Source organism: Couchioplanes azureus (assembly GCF_014648355.1).
Taxonomy (GTDB): Bacteria; Actinomycetota; Actinomycetes; order Mycobacteriales; family Micromonosporaceae; genus Actinoplanes; species Actinoplanes azureus.
Genome location: NZ_BMQY01000001.1, coordinates 1,525,420 through 1,547,714 on the forward strand (window position 1 = coordinate 1,525,420; position 22,295 = coordinate 1,547,714).

Consider the following 22,295-nt stretch of genomic DNA (forward strand, 5'->3'; position numbering starts at 1 on the left):
GTCTTCGCTAGCTGGCCTTCGCCTCCCGCTGCCGGTAGGCGTGGGTCATGAGAATGTCCGTGAGGGCGTGCTCGCCCTCCTCGGACCAGATCCTGATCCCGTCGCGGTGGAGCTGATACCGGACGTCCGTGTAGCGGGTGCTCGTGTCGTCATGGTGGACGACGGTCAGGGTGTCTGCGTGGGGCATGGGACTCACCGGTCCTTTGGGAAGAGTTCTGGGCGGCCGCGGCATTGGACACACGGCCCGCGCGATCTACGGTGCCCTGATCCGGTCCGTCTCGGCCCCGGCGATGGGTGAGCGGGGGCGGCGACTCGGTCGGGCACGGGACGACGCCGAGGGACTTTGCTGCCTGCGGCGCGCCACGAGATGGAAGTGTATGGGGCGGGATCGACTCCTGTCGCCCCTCAAACGAGCGACCTATTTCATCCGATTTCGTCCTACGTTGGGCGATGTTGCCACACATCCGGCGTCGCGTCCTCGGGTCCGTGGATCTGGCGTCAACCCGATACCGTGAGTGGATCTAGGAGGGAGCGCCGATGTATCCGGCAGCACCGGCACCGAAGTCACGTCCCACGGTCGTCACCGTCTCGTCGTACCTGCTGTACTTCAGCGCCGCCGTGTCCATCCTCAGCGCGGTGCTCGCGCTGTTCACGGTCTCCACGATCTCGGACGTCTACCGCGACCTGTACGCGAGCGCCGACGAGGAGGGCCTCGAGGTCGTGGTCGTCATCGCGATCGTCGTCGGGGTGGTCGTCAACATCCTGATCGGCGCCGGCCTGGCGATCCTTGCCATCTTCAACAACCGGGGACGCCAGGGCTCCCGCGTCACCACCTGGGTCATCGGCGGCATCTTCCTCTGCTGCAACGGCTTCGGCCTGCTCGGCAACGCCGCGACCAGCGGCATGAACCTCGACACCGGCAACACCGGCGGGCCGAGCCAGAGCGAGATCGATCAGCGGCTCGCCGAGGAGCTACCGAGCTGGTACGCGCCGATCACGGTGACGCTGACCGTGCTGCTCGTGGTGGCGATGCTCGCAGCCCTGATCCTGCTGATGCTGCCGGCGGCGAACGCGTACTTCCGCAAGCCGCAGGCGACCTGGGACCCGTCCATGCCGTATCCGTACCCGTATCCCTACCCCGGGCAGCCGGGCTACCCGCAGCAGGCGGGCTACCCCCAGCCGGGCTATCCCCAGCCGGGTTATCCACAGGCCGGTCACCCGCAGACCGGATATCCACAGGGCGGCGGTTATCCCCAGGCGGGACCCGGGCAGCAGCCCGCGTACCCGGCGTCGGGCGGCTTCCCGGCCTATCCGGGAAGCCCCGAGCAGCCGACCCCACCGCCGTCTCCGGCCGGTGGCAACCCGCCGCACACCGGCACTGTCCCGGCGACGGATCCCTGGGGTGCGCCCGCGTCGTCTTCCGACGCCTCGCCGCCGCCTGCCCCTCCCACCGGGTCCTCGGAATCGGCCGCCGGGACTTCGCATTCGTCAGCCGGTGCCCCGGGCGGGCCTGGCTCGTCCGCCGGGCCTGGCTCGTCCGCCGGGGTCGTGGGCGGGGCTGACTCGTCTGCCGGAGCAGGGTCGTCTGCCGGGGCGGGCTCGTCTGCCGGGGCCGGGTCGTCCCCCGAGGCCGGCTCGTCCGCCGGGTCGTCGGAGCCGGGGTCGGCGCCGGACTCGCCGCCGGATCAGCCGGGTCGTCAGCCCACCGATCCGGCCTGACGGCCGTTCCCTCGCGCGCCGCCGGGTAAGCCCGGCGGCGCGTGTCGCGTCCGGGTAGGTTCGTCCGCAACGGATCACCCGGGAGACCTCCATGACGTACGCAGCGCCGCCTCCGGCCGAGGCCGCCCCGCCACCCACGCCCGCCGCGGCGCCCCGCCGGCCGGCATCGATCGGCATCGCGTCGGTCCTGCTGATCGTCATGGCGGTGGTGGGCCTGGCGTACGCGGTGGCGACCCTCGCGACCGCCCCCGGCACGGTCGAGCGGTTCCGCGACACCGCCGGCAACAGCGAGGACGTCGACGGCTTCGTCACCGTGCTGTGGATCGGCGCGGCCATGGGCGCGGTCCTGGCGGTCATCCTGTTCGCGCTCTACATCGTGCTCGCGATGGGCTTGCGCCGGGGCAGCAACGGCTTCCGCATCGCGACCCTGGTGGTGTGCGCGCTCGGGCTCCTCGCGGGCTGCGCCTCCACGGTGACGGTGGGGCTCCAGCGCGACGGCGACTCGGCGCCGGGATCCCTGGGACAGGCGCTGGCCGAGGCGTACCCGGACTCCTGGATCGGCCTCAACGTCGGGCTGGCTATCGCCCAGATGGTCGGCTATGTGCTGGTGGGCGTACTGCTGCTGGCCGCGCCCCGGGAGTTCTTCGGGCGACCGCCGAAGCCCGCGCCGGCGGATCCGTTCGCCGCGACCGGCGGAGCGCCGGCGGGCTACGGGACTGTGCAGGGTGGATACCCGCCGGCACCGGTGTACGGCGCGCCCTATCCGGGAGGCCAGGCACCGCATGCGGGAGGTCCGGCGCCGCATCCCACGGGTCCGGCATCGTTCTCCGCGGGTCCGGCGCCGTTCTCCGCGGGTCCGGCGTGGCATCCTGCAGGTCCGGCGCCGTCCTCCGCAGGTCCAGCGCCGCAGCCAGCGGGTCCAGCGCCGCAGCCAGCGGGTCCAGCGCCGCAGCCAGCGGGTCCAGCGCCGCAGCCAGCGGGTCCAGCGCCGCACCCGGGCGGGCCGGGGCCGTATTCCGCGGGTCCTGGGCCGTATCCGGGAGGCCCGGCGTCGGCGATGCCCGGACCCTCGGCGCAGGAATCCGAGGGGCCGAGCCCGTGGGCACCCCCGCAACCCATGACGCCCACCGCGCCCCTGCCGTCGCCTAACCCCGCGCACCCTTCGCCGGAGCCCCACGAACCTTCGTCGGCGTCCCCTTCTCCGGGCGGGCCCCATCCTTCGTCGGTGTCACCTCCTCCGGCGGCGCCCGGTCTTTCGTCGGCTGCGGACGATCATTCTCCAAGCGCGCACGACCCTTCCTAGACGCGCACGCTCCTTCGCCCGAGCACCGGCGCGGCGAGCGCCGGGTCCCGAGTGTCGAGTGCCGGGCGGCGGGTAACGGACGCCGATGTCGGGTGCCGGGCGGTGGGTCCGGGTGCCGGACGCCGATGTCGGGTGCCGGGCGGTGGGTCCGGGTGCCGGACGCCGATGTCGGGTGCCGGGCGGTGGGTCCGGGTGCCGGACGCCGATGTCGGGTGCCGAGCGCCGGGTGACGAGTGCTGTGTCGGATGGCGGTTGCCGGTGTTCGGAGGGCGTCGATGGTTGCGGGCAGTGGCGGGATTCACCGTCGCCGGACCAATCCACGGGTGCCGCTGGGTGCGGATCTACCGTCAATAGCCCGGGAGGGTCCTCTCCGGACTACCGGTCCAGCTGAAGAGGGACATGATATCGACGGTTGTACGTCACCCGAACGGGTAGCGTTGTGCGACAAGGGTCTCTTTGCTGACGCTGTCCGGACGGGCTTTCGCCGAGGACGGACAGATGTGTGTGGATGACATCGGTGTCAGTCCGTACTCGGTCGATGACCGTCGTTGTCTCGGTCCTCGGGAGCCGGGGCTGCCAAAAGCGCTTTGAGCTGCATCTATGCCGATAGTCGCGGAGTGGCTGGAGGGGGTACAGTTAACAATATTTCCTGTTACCGGCAAGTTAACTACGTGCGTCAATCGTTCCTTTCCGCCCCGCCAGGGCAGATCGTTCCGGTTTCCGGACAGCCAGTACGCTCGATGTCATGGAAGCCCACCACGACCTGCGTAAATTCATCACTGAATTGCCCGTCGCGCAGCGTTGTGCCGTGCTTTCATCGGGTCGTGAAGGCGACTGTGGCGCACAACCTCGCCGTGTGACCGTGCCATACACGGTGGGTTCAGTGAGCGGGCGGCCGCTGGTCGGTCGGCGTACTGATCGCGAAATCGAAATGTGGGGTCCCTCACTCCCGGGGTGGGGATCGAGGAGCTCGACGGTGTTGGACAGCGACCAGACGGCGACTGAGGCGTTGCAGGAGGCAGAGACCGAAGTCGGTGTCGCGGGAATGGTGGATCGGGGTGCGGGCGCCGCCGTGCGGGGTGCCGGACCGGCGTGTCGATCGCCCTACCGTTTGATCGACTTCGGCCTTACGGCCTGAAAGTCAGCCGGTTCGTTCCTGCGCACATGCAGGAGAATCGATGCAGTTGGTGGAAGGATGGAGATCGTGGGAACTGCGTTGGCGGAAATGACAATGCCTCAGATCTCGCCGCTGGCCGGCGAGCCTATTGAACGTGCCGATGCGGAGCGGCTGGCCGGGGTGCTCAAGGCACTCGCGGACCCCGCCCGGCTCCGGCTGCTCAGCCTCATCCAGTCCGCTTCGGATGGAGAAGCGTGCGTTTGCGACCTCACCGCGCCGTTGGGGTTGTCGCAGCCGACCGTGAGCCACCACCTGCGGATCCTGACCGAGGCGGGCCTGCTCGAGCGCGAGAAGCGCGGCGTGTGGGCCTACTACCGCCTGGTCCCGACCGCGATCGCCACGATCGCGGACCTGCTCACCCCGCCGCGCAAGCGGGCCACGAAGAAGGCCCGCTGACGCTGGGCCGGTTGTGGGGCAAGCCCGTTGTCACCGGGCGGGCTCCGCGAGAGAACCGCTGACGGGGAAGCCTGCCCACCAGGCTCGTACGGCGGTCTTCAAGGGACTTGACCGGGGTCGGCCGGATCGCGAGAGGGTTCGTTCCTTCAGGACGGACCGGGAAGCGGTCGTGCCGGCGCCGGACCATCGCGGGAGATGCCCGCTCCGACCTGACGGGCCACGGGCAGGCCCGCTCAGGGAGGGCGGTGCATCCTTCGGGCAGCTCGCGGAGTCGAACCGGCAGGCCAGGGTGACGACCCACCGGCTTCCAGCCCACCTGGAAGCGGGCCGACCGGACCGGGCCGACGGGATGCGGGCTTACCGCAGCGGGCCGACCGTAGCGGGCCGACCACAGCGGGCCGACGGGATGCGGGCCTACCGCAGCGGGCCGACCGTAGCGGGCCGACCACAGCGGGCCGACGGGATGCGGGCCTACCGCAGCGGGCCGACCGATTGCGGGCCCACTGCAGTCGGCCGACCGCAGTGGGCCGACCGGATGCGGGCCTACCGCAGCGGGCCGACCGGCAGAAGTAACCCGGCAACCGGCAGGAAGCGTGCCAAGCCGGTCCAGGCCTGTGGAAAGGCACACCGGTCGGCAGGGCGGCTTTGGTACAACGACAGAAGTGGCAAGACCGCCGGGACAGCGGCGGACAGGTGCCTGGCGTCACCCGGATCGTCGAGCGTGACGCCAGGCGGGACACCTCCATCAGGATCCACCCCCGAGGACCCGAGGAGTCGACGGTTGAACTACGTGCCCGGTGACCTGCGTGACCAGCTCGCGCACGTGGGCTACGACGTGGTCCAGGCCGGATTGGTCTGTGGATCGGGCGGGAATCTGTCCGCCCGCATTCCCGACGAGGAAGCCTGCTGGGTGACCGCGAGCGGTGCCTGGCTGGATCGGCTGAGCCGGTCGTCGTTCGCGCCGGTGCGCATCGCCGACGGTGCGCCCGCCGCCCTGGGCACCGGCGGCGTGCCGGTGCCGCGCCTGACGCCGACGACGGAGCTGGCGCTCCATCTCGCGCTCTACCGGGCGCGCCCGGACGTCAACGCCATCGTCCACCTGCATCCCCAGACGGCGCTGCTGCTGGATGCCCTGGGTGAGCACATCAGGATCGTGACCACCGATCATGCGTACTACCTGACGCGGGTGTCGACCGTGCCGTTCCGGCTGCCCGGCAGTGCCGAGGTGGCGGCGTTGACCGCGGCGATGGCCGCCGACGGCACCAACTGCCTGGTCCTGAGCCAGCACGGCTGCGTGGTCATGGCGGACAGCGTGGAGCTCGCCCACAAGCGGGCGCGCAACCTCGAGGAGGCCGCCCAGCTCACCTATCGGGCGCTCACCCTCGGTCGGCTGGACAACCTCCGCGAGGTTCCGGAGGAGTTCCTGGACCGCCTGGCCGGCAGCCAGCCCGTCACCGTCTGAGCGACGGCGAAGGCCGCGCCGGCCGCGGGGCGGCCCGGCCCGGGCAGACTAGCCGGGGGCGGCCAGCCAGGACGGGCCAGCCGGGCGAGCCGGCACCGCCTCGTGTGGCGTCTCGGCTGCAGTGAGGCCCGTCCGCTTCAGTGACGCGGCCGGTGGCTACCCGGGTCGTCCTGACCGGTGCCGTAGCCGCCCGCGTGTCCGTAGCCGCCGCCCTGACCGTAGCCCCCGCCCTGTCCGTAGTCGGGGCCTTGCCCGTAGGCGTCTCGGCCGTGACCGGCTTCCTCGCCGTGGTGCTCGTGGTGGTGGGCCACCTCGTCGGCGATGCCGGCCACGGTGGCCGCCGCCACCACGCCGATCGCGGTCGCCGGGCCGACCTCCTCGGCCAGGCCCGCGTCCCCGGCGCGCTTCTTCGCCCTGCGCTCGCGGATCACCTCGATGAGGATCGGCAGCACGGAGATCAGGATGATCAGCGCCACGACCGGCAGGATGTAGCGGTCGATCTTGGGCCCGATGGCCTTGTAGATCCGGTCGGCCAGCAGGTAGCCGATCAGGACGATGCCGTCGCACCACAGGATCGCGCCGACGATGTTCCAGAGCAGGAACTGCCGGGCCGGCATGCCGAGCGTGCCGGCGACCGGGTTGAGAAACGTACGGACGATCGGGATGAACCGGGCCAGGACCACTGCCTTCGCCGGGCCGAACTTCTCGAAGTAGTACTCGGCCTTCTCCACGTACTCCCGCTTGAACAGCTTGCTGTCCGGGCGGTCGAACATGCGCCGGCCGTACTTGGCGCCGAGCACGTGGCCGAGCTGGGCGCCGACGATCGCGCAGAGCGGCGCGCCGATCAACAGGCCGGTCAGCGACATCCGGGTGCCGTCGCCGAAGATGGAGTCGGCCACCGGCGACGCGGCCACGCCCGCCAGGAACAGCAGCGAATCCCCGGGGAAGAAGAAGCCGACCAGCAGGCCGGTCTCCGCGAAGAGGATCACCCACACGCCGATCAACCCGAAGGTCTGCAGCAGGTCCTTCGGGTCCATCGGGTTCAGAGCGAGCTGCTCGGTGAGCGCACGGTAAGTCACGAGAAGGAAGGGTACCGGCCGCTGCCATGCCGGCACCTGTGTGAACGCTGTGGATTACAGCCGGGGATCGACCGGTTCCGATTCCGCAGCCAGGATGGCGAAGACCAGCTCGTGGACGCGCCACAGCGGGGCGCCCTCGGCCAGCCGGTCCAGCGCCGCCAGGCCCAGGCCGTGCTCACGCAGAGCCAGGCTCCGCTTGCGGCCGAGCCGCCGCTGCCGAAGCCGGGCGAGCTGGTCGGGACGGGTGTACTCGGGTCCGTAGATGATCCGCAAATACTCCCTTCCGCGGCATTTCACCCCGGGCTGCACCAGGCGTCCCCGGGCGTCGGTCGCGCCCAGCCCGGCGTACGGCTTGACGACCATGCCCTCGCCGCCGGCCGCGGTCAGCGCGAGCCACCAGTCGGTCGCCGCCCGTTCCGCCTCCGGATCGCCGAGGTCCACCACCATCCGGCGGGTCGGCGTGAACAGCTCCGGATCCGCCGCGACCAGCTGGTCCGCGATGCCCAGGTGCCACCCGTGGTCCTTGTCCTTGTGGCTGACACCGGGACCCGCCAGGACCGCGAAGGGCGCGAGGGTGACTCCGGTCAGACCGTCGACAGGCCGCACGTACGCCCGGTAGGCCGCCGAGTAGCCGGCGATCTCCGCCGCTCGCAGCTCGATCCGCTCGCGCAGCGCGCTCACGTCGAGCCCCCGGGCGGCGACCCGGTCGAGCACCGACAGGGCCGCCGGCAGTGCGGTCCGGCCGGCCGCGCCCACGCCGGCGTAGCGCTCGCGGATCAGGCCCTCCGCCTTCGCCGACCACGGCAGCAGCTCCGTGTCGAGCAGCAGCCAGCCGTCGTCCAGCAGCCCCGCCCCGGTCGCGGCGGCGCGTACCCGGGCCAGCAGCGCCTCGTTGCGGCCGGCGTCGAAGAACGGCCGCCCGGTGCGGGTCCAGATCGCGTCGCCCGATCCGTCCTTCGAGATGCGTACGACGGCCCGCGAGCCCATGTGCTTCTCCTCGCACACCACCGTGCCGACGCCGGCCGACCGCAGATCGGCGAACGCCGTCGACGGGTGTTCGAGGTAACCCTCCACCGTCGCGGTGGAGCAGGGCGCCATCGTCGGCGGCAGCCACACCAGCGTCTCGGGTGCCAGCGCGAAGCGGCTCATCACCTCGAGCGCCGCGGCGGCGTTCTCGGCGGCGACGGTGGTCCGGCCGTACCCGTAGTCGAGGTGCCGGCGGCCGGTCACGTCCGCGAGGTCCAGGCCCTCGTCCGGGCGGGCGGGCTCGGCGACCAGCGGCCGGGCCGGGGCGTAGTACTCGCGCGCCGCCGGCACCGAGACGATCTCGCGGGACGGCCAGCGCAGGGCGGTGAGCTTGCCGCCGAAGACGCAACCGGTGTCGAGGCAGATCGTGTTGTTGATCCACTCCGGCTCGGGCGTCGGGGTGTGGCCGTACACGACCGCCGCCGAGCCGCGGTAGTCGCGGGCCCACGGGTAGCGGACCGGCAGGCCGTACTCGTCGGTCTCGCCGGTCGTCTCGCCGTACAGGGCGAAGGAGCGCACCCGGCCGGACGCGCGGCCGTGGTAGGCCTCCTTGAGGCCGGCGTGCGCGACGACGAGCTTGCCGCCGTCGAGCACGTAGTGGCTGACCAGGCCGTCGATGAAGGTACGCACCCTGGCCACGAACTCGGGGGTCTCGGCCTCGAGCTGGGCCAGCGTCTCCGGCAGGCCGTGGGTGAGCTGCACGTTGCGGCCGTCGAGCTTGCGCGCGAGCTTCTGCTCGTGGTTGCCCGGCACGCAGATCGCCGTGCCGGCCTCGACCATGCCCATCACCAGGCGCAGGACCCCCGGGGAGTCCGGGCCGCGGTCCACCAGGTCGCCGACGAAGACCGCCGTACGCCCCTCCGGATGCACCGCGTTGTCGCGGGTCACCGCGTAACCGAGCGTGGTGAGCAGGGCGTCCAGCTCGGCCCGGCAGCCGTGCACGTCGCCGATGATGTCGAACGGGCCGGTGAGCTCCCGCTTGTCGTTGAACAGCTTCTCGTAGCGGATCGTGGCGGCCGCGATCTCCTCGGCGCCGCGCAGCACGTGCACCTTGCGGAAGCCCTCGCGGGCCAGCTGGCCCAGGGAGCGGCGCAGGTCACGGTGCATCCGGGTGAGCACCTGGCGGCCGAAGGTACGGTCCTCGCGAGCCTGCGTGCGCTCCCACGCCAGCGCTTCCGGCACGTCCAGCACCACCGCGACCGGCAGTACGTCGTGCTCCCGGGCCACCTTGACCAGCCCGGCCCGGGCGTGCGGCTGGAGGTTGGTGGCGTCCACGACGGTGAGCCGGCCCGCCTTGAGCCGCTTGGCCGCCACGTAGTGCAGCACGTCGAACGCGTCGGCGGACGCCGACTGGTCGTTCTCGTCGTCGGCGACCAGGCCGCGGAAGAAGTCCGAGGAGAGCACCTGCGTCGGCGCGAAGTGCTGCCGGGCGAAGGTGGACTTGCCGGATCCGGAGACGCCGACGAGCGCCACGAGCGCCAGCTCGGGGATGTCGATCTCGGTCATGCCGCCTCCTTCCGGGTGAAGATCGCCAGCTGGGTGGGGGTGCCGTACCGTTCGTCGGTCTCTCCGACGCCGTGCAGGGCGACCTCGTAGCCGTGCGCGCTCGCCGTGCGGGCCGTCCAGCCGGCGAACTCGGCGCGCGTCCACTCGAAGCGGTGATCGCTGTGCCGCATGCCGCTCAGGCCCTCGTAGAGGACGTTGTACTCGGCGTTCGGCGTGGTCACGACCACCGTGGCGGGCCGGGCGTGGCCGAAGACCGACGCCTCCAGCGCGGGCAGCCGCGGCGGGTCGAGGTGCTCGATCACCTCCATCAGCACCGCGGCGTCGTACCCCTTCAGCCGGTCGTCGCGATAGGTGAGAGCCGACTGCCACAGGGTGACCCGGCCGCGCTGCCGCTCCGGGACGCGGTCCAGGCGCAGCCGGCGGTGGGCCAGGTCGAGGGCGCGCGCGGAGACGTCCGTACCGACGATCTCGGTGTAGCGCTTGTCCTTGACCAGGGCGCCGAGCAGCGCGCCGCCGCCGCAGCCGAGGTCGAGCACGCGGGCCGCGCCGGCGTCGGCGAGCGCGGCCAGGACGGCGTCCCGGCGCTGCTCGGCGAGCGACTGCCGGCGGGCCACCGGCAGCTCGGCGTCCTCGTCGGCGGCCGTGTCCTCGGGGGCGTCGACGGTGTCCGCGTCGTCGTGGTCGAGCCGCTCCAGCGCGCTCGCGGCCAGCGACCGGCGGTGCGCCAGGTAGCGGCGGGCGATCAGCACCTTCTCCGGATGCCCCGCCAGCCAGCCCTCCCCGGCCCGGAGCAGCTTGTCGATCTCGTCGGGCGCGACCCAGTAGTGCTTGGCGTCGTCGAGGACGGGCAGGAGCACGTACAGATGGTTGAGCGCGGCCGCGACCGTGAGCTCACCGACCAGCCGCAGGCCGACGTAGCGGCTGTGGCCGCCGAGCTCGGGCTCGAGCGGGACCGGCGTCGCCGTCACGGCCCAGCCGAGCGGCGCGAACAGGCGGGTGGCCAGCTCGGTCGTGCCCCGCAACACGGGGACGTCGATCTCCAGCGGCAGAGGCACGCCGACGAGCTCCGGGCGGTCCTTCGACTCGCCGCGCAGGGCGCTGCGGAAGACCTTCGCGAGCGCGCTCGCCAGCAGGCTGGAAGCGGCGTACGGACGGTCGTTGACGTACTGACCGAGCGTGAACGACTCCGGCGCCGTCTGCTGTCGCCGGCCGCCACGAGCGGCGCTGAGCCGCTCGGGGTCGACGTCGAGCAGGAGTGCGGCCGTGCACCGGTCGTCGGCGGCGTCCGGGAACAGGACGTGCGCCGTGCCGGTGGGCACGTCGAAGGAGTGCACCTTGCCGGGGTGCTTGACCAGCAGGTAACCGAGGTCGGTCGCCGGCCGGTGCGTGGTCGTCAGGGTGAGCAGCACCGACCGATGATCGCAGCGCCGGTTCCGCCCGGGCGACCGATTTGCGCGGCGTGATCGCCGCCCGGCTCAGCGGTAGTCGTCCTCCAGCTCGACTATCCGGTTCTCCTCACTCGCGGCCCAGGCGGACGCCTCGGTCACGGTGGGCACCTCCGTGTCGTCTCGATCGGCGTCGAGCCAGCCGGGTGCCGCCTCGGTGGCCTGTTCGGCCGCGTCCACCTCCGGCGTCTCCAGGTCGTGCTCGTTACTCGGGTACGTCATGGTCGACTCCCTTTCCGCAGTCGCGGGCACCATCAATGGTGCCCGGTCCCCGGCCGTCACGGTACGTAAACCGGCACGCGATTTCCTCCACCCTCCCCGCTGCGCGATACTGCCTGCTGGAGCCCTCTCCCGTCTGCAAGATCAAGGAGCGCACACCGATGCCCATCGCTTCCCCTGAGGTCTACGCCGAGATGCTCGACCGCGCCAAGGCCGGCGCGTTCGCGTACCCCGCGATCAACGTCACGTCCTCGCAGACCCTCAACGCCGCCCTCCAGGGCTTCGCGGAGGCCGGCAGCGACGGCATCATCCAGATCTCCACCGGCGGCGCCGAGTACGTCTCGGGCCCGACGGTGAAGAACATGGTCACGGGTGCGGTCGCCCTCGCCGAGTTCGCCACCGAGGTGGCCAAGAACTACCCGATCAACATCGCGCTGCACACCGACCACTGCCCGAAGGACAAGCTCGACGGGTACGTACGCCCGCTGCTGGCCATCAGCAAGGAGCGCGTCGCCAACGGCCGGGCGCCGCTCTTCCAGTCGCACATGTGGGACGGCTCCGCGGTGCCGCTCGACGAGAACCTGCAGATCGCCGAGGAGCTGCTGAGCCTGGCGGCCGACGCTCACATCATCCTCGAGATCGAGGTCGGCGTCGTCGGCGGCGAGGAGGACGGCGTCTCGGCCGCGATCGACGACAAGCTCTACTCCACCGTCGAGGACGGCCTGGCCACCGCCGCCGCCCTGGGCCTGGGCGAGAAGGGCCGCTACATGACGGCCCTGACCTTCGGCAACGTGCACGGCGTCTACAAGCCGGGCAACGTCAAGCTGCGCCCGGAGATCCTCAAGGAGATCCAGGAGGCGGTCGGCGCCAAGTACGGCAAGGAGAAGCCATTCGACCTGGTCTTCCACGGCGGCTCCGGCTCGCTGCTCTCGGAGATCCACGGCGCCCTGGACTACGGCGTGGTGAAGATGAACATCGACACCGACACGCAGTACGCGTTCACCCGCCCGGTGGCCGACCACATGTTCCGCAACTACGAGGGCGTCCTCAAGGTCGACGGCGAGGTCGGCAACAAGAAGATGTACGACCCGCGCGCCTGGGGAAAGCTGGCCGAGAACGGCCTGGCCAAGCGCGTCGTCGAGGCGTGCGAGCACCTGCGCTCGACGGGCACCACCCTCGCGAAGTAACACCTCGCCGGTGGCCGGTCCCCGTACGTGGGGCCGGCCACCGCTGTGTTGCCAGGCCCCGCCGAGGCGTGGGTACGATCGTCCTCTTCGGCTCACGGAGGCGGTGATCTTGCTCGGCATCGAGGGGTACGAACCGGAGTGGCATTACGACGCCGGTGCCCTCGCCGCCGTCCACCGTGGACGGTTCGCGCAGCTGATCGGCCGCAAGCTGCTGCACGGCTGGCTGATGTGGGACATGTCCGCGCGCGGCTGGTTCGCCGACGGCCCGGTCATCCTCGGCTTCGGCGGCACCAACGTCGAGATCACCCACCGCAAGTTCGACGAGTGCGCCATCACCTGGGACCAGGTGGACATGAGCGCCCCCATCGACTGGTACGCGACCGGCATCCAGCTCGACTGGCGCGCCGATCCGCATGCGGCCCTGCGGCAGGCCCGGGGCCGGATCCTGCGCGAGGTCAACATCGTCGAGCGCACCACCGTCGCGGAGTGGCGGCCCCGCGTCCTGCACGCGGTCGAGTTCCTCTTCGAGGGGGCGCGGCTCGCGGTCTACAACGCGATGGACGAGAACGGGCTGACGGGCGTACCCGAAATGGATCTTCCGGTGGCCAGCTGGCGCCGGGTCCGCGTCGCCTGACCGTCAGTCGCAGCCGCCTCCGCCGCCACCGCCACCGCCACCGCTGTCGCAGCTGCCGCCGCCGTCACCCCACGAGCCGCCGCCGTCGCTGCCCATGGCCCAGAAACCGCCGTCCGAGGACCGCCGCGACCCGCTCCGCCGCGAGCTCTTGGCCGCCACGGCCACCACCAGCACGACCACCAGGAAGATCCAGAAGATGTCCATGGCCGCAGTGTGACCCACCGGTGCCACATCGTGGCCGGTAAAGGCTTTGTGCTGGTGGCGGCGCCACGCTTCATTGCCAGGCATGGATCTCCGCGCCCGGGGCGACCGCATCGCCAACCCGGCGCAGGGCATCGTCGCCGCGCTGAAATCCGTCGCCGAACGCCTCACCCCGGTGACCGGCGAGATCCGGGTCTTCTACGTCGAGCTGTACGGCGGCAAGATCGGTGCCGCGGCGAAGCAGTACACGAGCGACCCGGCGAAGGTGGGCTGGCGCCTCTTCGCCGTGCTGGTGCAGCCGGATCCCGCCGAGCCGCTGGGCTGGCCGGCCGAGCGCATCGCGGCCTGGCGGGAGGCGGGCGGGCAGCCGTTCCTGGCCGAGGACGCCCTGGTCGCCGCCGCGGAGGAGGCCGGCCTCGAGCTCCCGCCCCGGCTCTTCACCGCGGATGCCGCCGAGCTTCCGGCCGGCATCGAGAAGACGGAAGCCTTCCTGCGCGAGCTGCTGCCGCACACCCGCGTACCGCTCGACGACAGGGCGGGCCGCGGCGCGGAGGGCATCGTGCTGCGCAGCCCCGACCGCGGGATGATCGCCAAGGCTCGCTTCCCGGACTACGCGCGGACGCTCAAGCGGCGGGCGAAGCGCTGAGCGCCGCCATCGCCTCGTCCAGGGAGTCCGTCACCACCAGCAGGTGCGACTGGTCGCCGTACGGCGACCGCGCCAGCAGGGGCCGGAGCAGGGCCTCCACCGGCAGGTCCGCCCAGTGCGCCACGCCGAGGAAGACGAAGGCGCCGGACGGGCCGTCCGTACGGTAGAAGGTCTTCGTCGCGGCCTGGAACACCTCCTGCACGGTGCCGGCCCAGCCCGGCGCGAACACGATCCCGCCGCGGGACAGCCGCAGGATCGAGTCCTCGCGGACCGCGTTGGAGAAGTACTTGCCGATCTGGCCCGCGAAGAGGTTGGCCGGCTCGTGGCCGTACAGCCAGGTCGGCAGGGCCAGGCCGCCGTGTGTGAGATGCCCGACCACATCGCCCGCACCGGCGGCCGGCGCGGGGAACTCGGCGCGCACGGCGAGCGCGGCCGCGGTGTACGGGTCGTGGTCCCGGAAATCCGGGGTGGGGGCGAGCCGGTCGATCGCGAGGGAGAGCTCGGCCTCGCTGCGGGTCGCGAAGTACGCGCCCAGGTTGGCCGCCTCCATCACGCCCGGCCCGCCGCCGGTCACGATCAGGCGGCCGGCCGCGGCCAGGCGATGGGACAGGGTCGCGGCCATCCGGTACGCCGTGGAGCCGCGCGGCTCGGCGTGCCCGCCCATGATGCCGACCGCGCCCTGGGTGCCGTGCGCACCGATCCACGCGGCCAGCGCCTTGCCGAGCGCGTTGTCGATCCCGGCGTCGTGCAACCGCTGCGAGATCGCCTCCCGCAGGTCCGGCGCCGCCCCACCGTGATCGAGAAAGTGCTGGTAGACCCGGGTGTCGAACATCCCGGCGAAGCCGTCCTGGGCGAACCCGAAGGAGAGATCCTCCGGCGTGTAGAGCAGGGCCGGATGCGTCGGGTACGGCCGGGCGTCGAACGGCGGGATCAGGTGCGCGCCCCGCCGGATCAGGTCGACCTCCACCTCGGCCGACGCCACCTTGCACCCGACGAACAGCGTGCCGGACACGTCGACGTCGGTGAGGTCGGGTGGGTCGAGGTCGAGCCGCAACCCGAGCACGATCAGCCCGGCCAGCGACCGCTTGGCGAGATGCACCTCGAGCTCGGCACGCGACTCCACCTCGCACTCGGTGGCGTCGAACGGATGAGTGGGATCCCCGAACATCTCCCTAAGGTATCCACCGCGCGAAACGCCCCAGGGCGGTTCCGTCCGGATGTCGGTGGGTCCGGGGAATCAGGTGTGGCGGTGCGGGTTGAATAGGGGCATGCAGAATCTCCTTCCCGAGCCACCGGCGACGCACCTGCCCGCGGACGAGGCGGCCGACGCGGCGCTGGCCGAGGCGGCGAAGACCGGCACCGACGAGGCGTACAAGGAGGTGGCGGCCCGGTTCCCGGCGTACAGCGGGGGATGGGCGGCGCTGGCACACCGCGCGCTGGCCGACAAGCAGCCCGTGACGGCGTACGCGTACGCCCGTACCGGCTACCACCGGGGCCTCGACGCGCTGCGCCGCAGCGGCTGGAAGGGCCACGGTCCGGTGCCCTGGGCGCACGGGCCCAACCAGGGCTTCCTGCGTTGCCTGCACAGCCTGTCGCTGGCCGCGGCGGAGATCGGCGAGGCCGACGAGGCCGCCCGGTGCGCCCAGTTCCTGCGCGACAGCGACCCGGCCGCCGCCGACGCCCTCACCTGACCGCCTCTTCTCGCTTTCCCTGGCGGCCGCCTGTCCTTGCGGCGTGCTCTTGGGCGGCCGCCTGTCCTTCTGGCGGCTCCTGGCGGCCGCCTATCCTCTGGCGTGCTCTTGGCGGCCGCCTGTCCTTGTGCCCTGTCTTGGCGGCCGCCTTCCTTGCTGGCTCGGGCGGTCGCGTTTGATGTCCAGGCGCGGGGCGGTGGCCGTTACAGGCCCTCCGCGACCGCGGCGGCGATCTTCAGCCACGAGTCGCGGGTGCCGTTCGACAACTGCCCGTAGCGGATCGGCTCACCCGAGTCGATCAGCTTTTCGTACGGCGCCAGCAGCACGGCCCGCGTCCGGGCGGCGAAGTGCCGCTGGATCGCCGGCAGGTCGATGTCCTTGCGGGTCGGCGGCATGGTGACCACGCTCACCGCCTGCCGCACCAGCCGCTGCCGCCCGCTCTGCTCCAGATGGTCGAGCATGCGCGCGGCGGTCTCCGCGGAGTCGTTACGGGCCGACATCGTGATCACCAGCTGGTCGGTGGCGTCCATGGCCGCCTGCCAGTTCTGCGCGCGCACGTTGTTCCCGGTGTCCACGAAGATCAGCTTGTAGAACCGGCTGACGATCTCCCGGATCTCGGCGAACGCGCTGGCCGTGAGCATCTCGCCCGCGGTCGCTGACTCGTCGGACGCCAGCACGTCGAACATGCCCTCGCCCTGCGCCCGCACATACTGCGACAGGTCGCCGACCCGCCCGTGCGACCCGCGGAACAGGTGCAGGTCCCGCATCATGTCGCGCACCGTACGGGCGTGGAAGTCCTGCTGTGCCCGCATGCCGAGCGTGCCCTGGGTCTCGTTGTTGTCCCAGGCCAGCACGTACCCGCCGCGCTTCTGCCCGAAGGTCATCGCGAGCAGCAGCACGGCGACGGTCTTGCCGGCGCCGCCCTTCGGATTGACCACGGTGACCTGCCGCAGTCCGCCGAAGTTGCGCCGGACCATCTCGACGTCCTGCTTGTATTCCTGCTCGCGCTTGCCGGGCGCGAGCCGGACCAGGCCCATCGTGCCCTTCTGCAACATCGCGCGCGCACCCATGGTGGCCACCGGCTCGGCCGGCTTCGCCAGCCGCCGCCGCGCGAACTCCTCGGCGGTCGGCGTGCCGTCGGAGACCCACGGCAGCTGCTGGTACGGATCCACCGGCGGCGGATTCTGCCCGGGCTGCTGCGGGACGCCACGCTGCGGGGGCACGACGGCCGGTGGATAGGGACCGGGCATGGGCGGCTGCGCCTCGGCCGGCCAGGACACGCCCGAGCCGGGCTGCGACGATTCCGGCCGTCCCTGCTGCATGCCGGGTTGGCCGGGGTGTGCGACGGGCTGGCCGGGGTGTGCGACGGGCTGGCCGGGGTGTGTACCCGGCTGGCCGGGGTGTGCGACGGGCTGGCCGGGGTGTGTACCCGGCTGGCCGGGGTGTGCGACGGGCTGGCCGAGCGGTGCGCCCGGCTGGCCCGGGTGTGGGCCGGGCTGGCCCGGGTGTGGGCCGGGCTGGCCGGGGTGTGCGCCCGGCTGGGCTGGCTGTGCGCCCGGCTGGCCGGGGTGTAGGCCGGGCTGGGCGCCCGGTTGGCCGGGCTGGGCGGGGTGGTCGACCGGCTGACCGTAAGGCATGCCGAGCTGGCCGTGCGGAGTGCCGCCTGGCCGGGGAGATGCGGAGCTCGGCGGCATGGGGACCGCCGGGGTCACGGGCGCCAGATGCGAGGGCGTGGGCTGGTGAGGAATCCGCGGCGGCGCCACGGCGGCCCGGGGTTCGGGAGAGATCGGGCCGGGACGGTACACCGCTCCGGTGCTCTTCGGCTCGCCGTCGCTGCCGTCTTCGTCGCCCTGCCGTGGCGAGGTCGTCGGGTAGAAGATCCGTTCCTCGGACACGGGAGCGCTCGGCCCCGACACAGGAGTGCTCGGGCCGGAGACGGGAGTGCTCGGCCCGGACACGGGGGCGCTCGGCCCGGAGACGGGAGCGCTCGGCCCGGAGACGGGAGCGCTCGGCCCGGAGACGGGAGCGCTCGGCCCGGAGACGGGAGCGCTCGGCCCGGACACGGGTTTGTTCATTCCCGGCAAGGGATTGCCGGCTCCGGACACCGGAGCGGTTGTGCCCGGCATGGCCTGGGAGAAGGGGCGCTGCGGCGGATGGGCCCACGGAGAGTCGGCGGAGTGAGCCTGCTCGGTGGAGGCCTGGTTTGCACCGTTCTCAAGCGTTTTTGGCTCGATAGGAGGTGCCGGCGGGAGGGTCGGCGAAACCGGACGAACAGGCACGGCGCGATCCAACGGCCGGTAGATACCCGGGTCACCCGCCGGTGCCGAGGTCGGAGCGGAGGTCGGTGCCGAGGTTGGAGCGGAGGTCGGTGCCGAGGTTGGAGCGGACGCCGGAGCCGTAGCCCGGGCCGTGGGCTGGGCCGGAGTCGGTGCCGGGGCTGTCGCCGGGGCCGAGAACTGAGGTGACGGCGGAGGGAAATCCGGCGCGTGGGCTGACGGCGGAGCGAAATCCGGCGCCTGGGCCGGCGGCTGGGGGAAAGCCGGCGCCTGGGCTGACGGCGGAGCGAAATCCGGCGGCGGGGGGAAAGGCCGGGCCGGTGGGAGCGGGAAGGCCGATTGCTGGGCCGGCGGGAGCGGGAAAGCCGGCGTCGCCTCGTGCGGCACCGGCTTGCCGCCGTGCACCGGGGCGCTCAGCTCCTCCGGCGGCCAGAACGGCTCGACGTCCCGGTCGGGCGGTGAGCCGTTCGTGCCCGGGACGTAGACGCGGTCGGCGTTCTCGTCCTCCACGGATGCGTCCTTCCGTAATGCGGTTTCGTACCTGCGTGCTATTCCAGACTCGCACAGACGGTCATGCCGCGTACACTGCCCAGGCTCCGGGCTCGGTCCACCACGAGCGTTTGCGGCTCATGGTTCCGGCCACACCGTCGTCGAGGAACTGGAGTTCGCCGTCGCGGGGGAGGACGGCGACTGCCCGGCCCCGGGCGCGACGCACTTCGACCCGTACCTTCGGCTTCCGGAAGCGCTTCTTGACGACAACCGGGACCGCTACCGCGACCTCGACCCGGCCGTCGGTCGGGTCTCCGTCGGCGAGCAGCCGGAGGCCGTCGAACTCTGCGTAGGCCCCACCGTTACCGATCGCACACGCGAGGACGCCCTCGCCGCCGTCGGTGAGGACGGCGTCGTCGACCTCCACGCGCCCGCGCCACGGGACCGCCCGGCCTGCGTCGTCGACCCCGCCGACCAGGGCACCGTCCACAGTGACCGATCCACCGTCGTTGCGCAGCAGGTCGAGGCGGCGCACGCGGCCGCCGAGCACCGCCGCCGCCACCTCCGCGGGCTCCCGGGGAAGGCCCAGCTGGGCGGCCAGGTCGCCGGTGTGGCGGGGGTCGAGCGGCAGGATCGCCACGGGCGGCAGGTCCGGCACCGTACGGTTGTCCGCCAGGTCACCGGGGCGCTTGCTGGGCGGCGGGGCGTACCGCCGGACCAGCCGGCGCACGACGGCCCGGAGCTGGCCGTCGGTGGCCGCGGCGACGACGAGCCGGACCTTGCTGTCCGGATCCGGCCAGGCGAGGCCGTCGGCCCGCGGCGCGGCGTCGAACCGCGAGATGACGGCGTCGATGTCGGCATCCGAGGCGGCGACGACGATCTCGACCCGTGCCCCGGCCTCGGTGAGCGCGTCCGCGCACTTGAGCACCGGCACCCGGGGGGTCTCGCACGACCCCGCTCCGGCGGGGCCGGTGCCCGGGTCGGCCGAGCCGCAGCCGCCGCAGGCCGCACCGCAGGCGCCGGCGCTGGTGCCGCCGTTCTCGGCCAGGCTGAGCAGGATCACGTCGTACACGGGTCAGGCCTCGCTCAGCACCGAGTGCCGCTCGATGACCTCTTCGCGGCCCGGGCCGACGCCGACGACGGAGATGCGCGCGCCGATCCGGCTCTCCACGAACTCCACGAAACGCTGGGCGTTCTCCGGCAGCTCGTCGAAGTGGCGGCAGCCGCTGATGTCCTTCTTCCAGCCCGGCAGGGTCTCGTAGATCGGTACGGCGTGGTGGAAGTCGGACTGGCTCACCGGCATCTCGTCGTGGCGCACGCCGTTGACGTCGTACGCGACACAGACCGGGATCTCGTCCAGTCCGTCGTAATTGTCCAACTTGGTCAGCACGAAGTCCGTGACGCCGTTGATGCGTTGCGCATACCGGCCCATCACCAGGTCGAGCCAGCCGATCCGGCGCGGCCGCCCGGTGGTGGTGCCGTACTCGTGGCCGACGTCACGCAGATAGTCGCCGGTCGCGTCGTGGAGCTCGGTGGGGAACGGGCCCTCGCCGACCCGGCTGGTGAAGGCCTTGAGCACCGCGACGACCCGGTCCACCCGGGTGGGCGGAATGCCGGAACCCGTGCAGGCGCCGCCGGCCGTGGCGTTGGAGCTGGTCACGAACGGGTACGTCCCGTGGTCGACGTCGAGCAGCGTCGCCTGGCCCGCCTCGCAGAGCACGACCTTGCCGGCGTCGAGGGCCTGGGAAAGCTCCAGCGCGGTGTCACCGACCATCGGCCGCAGCCGCTCGGTGTACGACAGCAGCTCGGCGATGACCTCCTCCGGCTTGATGGCGCTGCGGTTGTAGATCTTCGACAGCACCTGGTTCTTGAACGACAGGGCCGCCTCGACCTTCTGCCGCAGGATCGACTCGTCGAAGAGGTCCTGGATGCGCACGCCCAGCCGGTTCATCTTGTCGGCGTAGGTCGGGCCGATGCCGCGTCCGGTCGTGCCGATCCGCCGCGCGCCGAGGAAACGCTCGCTGACCTTGTCGAGGGACCGGTTGTACGACGCGATGACGTGGGCGTTGGCGCTGATCCGCAGCCGGGACGTGTCGATGCCGCGCGCCTCGAGCCCGTCGATCTCCTGGAAGAGCACGGCAAGGTCGACCACCACGCCGTTGCCGATCACCGGGATCACGTCCGGAGTGAGGATGCCGCTGGGGAGCAGGTGCAGGGCGTACTTCTCGCCCTTGATCACCACGGTGTGCCCCGCGTTGTTGCCGCCGTTGAACTTGACCACGTAGTCCAGCCGGTCGCCCAGCAGGTCCGTCGCCTTGCCCTTGCCCTCGTCGCCCCACTGGGCGCCGACCAACACGATCACCGGCACTTGACTGACGCCTTCCCGTTGAAACACGTCGTACACGGAGAGGCCCGGGTACTGCCGAAGTTTACGCGACCCCGCCGCGCATCGCGGGCGGGTTGTCCACAGGTCGGGCCGGTTATCCACAGCCTGGAGAAGTTATCCACAGGGGGTTAGGGGCACGTTGCAGCGCGTGCATTGTGGAGCCGTGGACGACCGCGAGGGTGATCCACGGCGGCCCGTAGGATCTGCGGCGTGCGTGTACTTCTGATCGGATCCGGCGGGCGCGAGCACGCCCTCGCCGTCGGCCTGGCCGCCGACCCCTCGGTGGAGCAGCTCGTCGCGGCCCCGGGCAACCCGGGCATCGCCTCGGTGGCAACAGTGCGTGACGTCGTGGCTACCGATCCGGTGGCGGTCGCCGAGCTTGCCGTCGAGATCGCCGCCGACCTGGTCGTGATCGGCCCGGAGGCGCCGCTGGTCGCCGGCGTGGCCGACGCCGTGCGGGCCAAGGGCGTCGCCTGCTTCGGCCCGAGCGCGGCCGCGGCCCGGCTGGAGGGCTCGAAGGCGTTCGCCAAGGACGTCATGACCGCGGCCGGGGTGCCGACCGGGCGCTCCTCCACCTGCGTCACCGCCGAGGAGGTCGACGCCGCGCTCGCGGAGTTGGGTCCGCCCTATGTGGTGAAGAACGACGGGCTCGCCGCCGGCAAGGGCGTCGTGGTCACCGACTCGCTCGACGCGGCGCGGCAGCACGCGCGGGACTGCGGCCGGGTGGTCATCGAAGAGTTCCTGGACGGGCCCGAGGTCTCGCTGTTCGTGGTCACCGACGGGACGGCGGCGGTGCCGCTGATGCCCGCGCAGGACTTCAAGCGGGTGGGCGACGGCGACACCGGGCCCAACACGGGCGGCATGGGGGCATATGCACCGCTGCCCTGGGCCCCGGCCGACCTGGTCGAGCGGGTGATGGCCGAGACGGTGACCCCGACGCTCGCCGAGATGCGCAAGCGCGGCACGCCGTTCACCGGCCTGCTCTACGTGGGGCTGGCGCTGACGAGCAAGGGCCCGAAGGTCATCGAGTTCAACGCGCGCTTCGGCGACCCGGAGACCCAGGTGGTGCTGGCGTTGCTGGCGTCGCCGCTGGGTGAGCTGCTGCACGCTGCGGCGACCGGCACTCTGGCCGGCTTCCCGGCGCTGCGCTGGCACGAGGGTGCCGCGGTGACGGTCGTCGTGGCCGGCCACAACTATCCGGGCACGCCGCGCACCGGCGACGTGATCGAGGGCGGGGAGCGCCCCGGTGTGATCCACGCGGGCACGGCCCGCCGGGAGGACGGCGCTCTGGTGTCGTCGGGCGGCCGGGTCCTCAGCGCGACGGCGACGGGCGCCGACCTGGCTGCGGCCCGCGCGGCGGCCTACGAGCTGGTGGACGGCATCGCGCTCGAGGGCTCCCACCACCGGACCGACATCGCGCTCGCCGCGGTGGAAGGCCGCATCAAGGTGTGAA

The 22,295-nt window shown here is 72.0% G+C and carries 19 protein-coding genes and 1 pseudogene; 10 read left to right on the top strand and 10 right to left on the bottom strand.

The window, feature by feature from the left end:
* Positions 1-7 precede the first annotated feature (7 nt).
* A complete protein-coding gene (locus tag IEY99_RS06995) occupies positions 8-187 on the bottom strand; it encodes a hypothetical protein (protein ID WP_189200324.1) in 180 nt (59 codons plus the stop codon).
* Between the two features lie 350 nt (positions 188-537).
* On the opposite strand from IEY99_RS06995, the gene IEY99_RS07000 reads away from it, so the two are divergent.
* The 4 genes from IEY99_RS07000 to IEY99_RS07015 all read left to right on the top strand — a co-directional run bounded on the left by IEY99_RS07000 (position 538) and on the right by IEY99_RS07015 (position 6,057).
* Positions 538-1,719, top strand: coding sequence for a hypothetical protein (locus IEY99_RS07000; protein WP_189200326.1), 1,182 nt, complete (start codon positions 538-540; stop codon positions 1,717-1,719).
* 91 nt (positions 1,720-1,810) lie between these two features.
* Complete coding sequence (locus IEY99_RS07005) at positions 1,811-3,022, top strand: hypothetical protein (protein WP_189200329.1); 1,212 nt, start codon at positions 1,811-1,813, stop codon at positions 3,020-3,022.
* Between the two features lie 1,195 nt (positions 3,023-4,217).
* On the top strand, positions 4,218-4,595 hold the full coding sequence (locus tag IEY99_RS07010) for an ArsR/SmtB family transcription factor (RefSeq protein WP_189200331.1): 378 nt from the start codon (positions 4,218-4,220) through the stop codon (positions 4,593-4,595).
* Positions 4,596-5,385: 790 nt separating this feature from the next.
* Positions 5,386-6,057, top strand: coding sequence for a class II aldolase/adducin family protein (locus IEY99_RS07015; RefSeq protein WP_229798268.1), 672 nt, complete (start codon positions 5,386-5,388; stop codon positions 6,055-6,057).
* A gap of 137 nt (positions 6,058-6,194) precedes the next feature.
* Here IEY99_RS07015 and IEY99_RS07020 read toward each other — a convergent pair whose 3' ends face one another.
* The 4 genes from IEY99_RS07020 to IEY99_RS07035 all read right to left on the bottom strand — a co-directional run bounded on the left by IEY99_RS07020 (position 6,195) and on the right by IEY99_RS07035 (position 11,335).
* On the bottom strand, positions 6,195-7,136 hold the full coding sequence (locus IEY99_RS07020) for a DedA family protein (protein ID WP_229798184.1): 942 nt from the start codon (positions 7,134-7,136) through the stop codon (positions 6,195-6,197).
* Between the two features lie 54 nt (positions 7,137-7,190).
* Positions 7,191-9,668, bottom strand: coding sequence for a polynucleotide kinase-phosphatase (locus IEY99_RS07025; protein WP_189200335.1), 2,478 nt, complete (start codon positions 9,666-9,668; stop codon positions 7,191-7,193).
* Positions 9,665-11,077: a 3' terminal RNA ribose 2'-O-methyltransferase Hen1 gene (locus tag IEY99_RS07030; RefSeq protein WP_189200337.1), complete on the bottom strand. Its 1,413-nt coding sequence runs from the start codon at positions 11,075-11,077 to the stop codon at positions 9,665-9,667. Before IEY99_RS07030 ends, IEY99_RS07025 begins: the two co-directional genes overlap by 4 nt.
* A gap of 66 nt (positions 11,078-11,143) precedes the next feature.
* Complete coding sequence (locus tag IEY99_RS07035) at positions 11,144-11,335, bottom strand: hypothetical protein (protein ID WP_189200339.1); 192 nt, start codon at positions 11,333-11,335, stop codon at positions 11,144-11,146.
* A gap of 35 nt (positions 11,336-11,370) precedes the next feature.
* On the opposite strand from IEY99_RS07035, the gene fbaA reads away from it, so the two are divergent.
* Together fbaA and IEY99_RS07045 are read left to right on the top strand one after the other, a co-directional pair.
* Positions 11,371-12,519: a class II fructose-bisphosphate aldolase gene (gene fbaA, locus IEY99_RS07040; RefSeq protein WP_268245096.1), complete on the top strand. Its 1,149-nt coding sequence runs from the start codon at positions 11,371-11,373 to the stop codon at positions 12,517-12,519.
* A gap of 103 nt (positions 12,520-12,622) precedes the next feature.
* Positions 12,623-13,153 carry a hypothetical protein gene (locus tag IEY99_RS07045; protein WP_229798186.1) on the top strand — a complete coding sequence of 177 codons (531 nt, stop codon included), beginning with the start codon at positions 12,623-12,625 and terminating at the stop codon, positions 13,151-13,153.
* A 3-nt stretch (positions 13,154-13,156) separates the two neighbouring features.
* On the opposite strand, the gene IEY99_RS07050 is transcribed toward IEY99_RS07045, so the two are convergent.
* Positions 13,157-13,357 carry a hypothetical protein gene (locus tag IEY99_RS07050; RefSeq protein ID WP_189200343.1) on the bottom strand — a complete coding sequence of 67 codons (201 nt, stop codon included), beginning with the start codon at positions 13,355-13,357 and terminating at the stop codon, positions 13,157-13,159.
* Between the two features lie 82 nt (positions 13,358-13,439).
* On the opposite strand from IEY99_RS07050, the gene IEY99_RS07055 reads away from it, so the two are divergent.
* Complete coding sequence (locus IEY99_RS07055) at positions 13,440-14,000, top strand: RNA ligase family protein (protein WP_189200345.1); 561 nt, start codon at positions 13,440-13,442, stop codon at positions 13,998-14,000.
* On the opposite strand, the gene IEY99_RS07060 is transcribed toward IEY99_RS07055, so the two are convergent.
* The gene (locus tag IEY99_RS07060; protein ID WP_189200347.1) at positions 13,978-15,168 is read right to left on the bottom strand and encodes an LOG family protein; all 1,191 of its coding nucleotides are present in this window, start codon (positions 15,166-15,168) and stop codon (positions 13,978-13,980) included. The two genes, IEY99_RS07055 and IEY99_RS07060, sit on opposite strands and share 23 nt — an antisense overlap.
* Before the next feature lie 100 nt (positions 15,169-15,268).
* Here IEY99_RS07060 and IEY99_RS07065 point away from each other — a divergent pair, with 100 nt between their 5' ends.
* Positions 15,269-15,691 (top strand): DUF3151 domain-containing protein, encoded by a 423-nt coding sequence (locus tag IEY99_RS07065; protein ID WP_189200349.1) that lies wholly within the window; start codon positions 15,269-15,271, stop codon positions 15,689-15,691.
* 203 nt (positions 15,692-15,894) lie between these two features.
* Here the strand turns inward: IEY99_RS07065 and IEY99_RS35355 are convergent.
* A pseudogene (locus tag IEY99_RS35355) lies at positions 15,895-16,824 on the bottom strand (MinD/ParA family ATP-binding protein); the annotation flags it as partial.
* A 195-nt stretch (positions 16,825-17,019) separates the two neighbouring features.
* Between IEY99_RS35355 and IEY99_RS35360 the strand changes: the two are divergent.
* Positions 17,020-17,265 carry a hypothetical protein gene (locus IEY99_RS35360; protein WP_194505959.1) on the top strand — a complete coding sequence of 82 codons (246 nt, stop codon included), beginning with the start codon at positions 17,020-17,022 and terminating at the stop codon, positions 17,263-17,265.
* Positions 17,266-18,538: 1,273 nt separating this feature from the next.
* Here IEY99_RS35360 and IEY99_RS07080 read toward each other — a convergent pair.
* Positions 18,539-19,528, bottom strand: coding sequence for a diacylglycerol kinase family protein (locus IEY99_RS07080; RefSeq protein ID WP_189200353.1), 990 nt, complete (start codon positions 19,526-19,528; stop codon positions 18,539-18,541).
* Positions 19,529-19,531: 3 nt separating this feature from the next.
* On the bottom strand, positions 19,532-20,824 hold the full coding sequence (locus tag IEY99_RS07085; RefSeq protein ID WP_189200355.1) for an adenylosuccinate synthase: 1,293 nt from the start codon (positions 20,822-20,824) through the stop codon (positions 19,532-19,534).
* 228 nt (positions 20,825-21,052) lie between these two features.
* Between IEY99_RS07085 and purD the strand changes: the two genes are divergently transcribed.
* Entirely contained in the window at positions 21,053-22,294 is a 1,242-nt protein-coding gene (gene purD / locus IEY99_RS07090) for a phosphoribosylamine--glycine ligase (protein ID WP_189200357.1), read from the top strand.
* Position 22,295 lies beyond the last annotated feature (1 nt).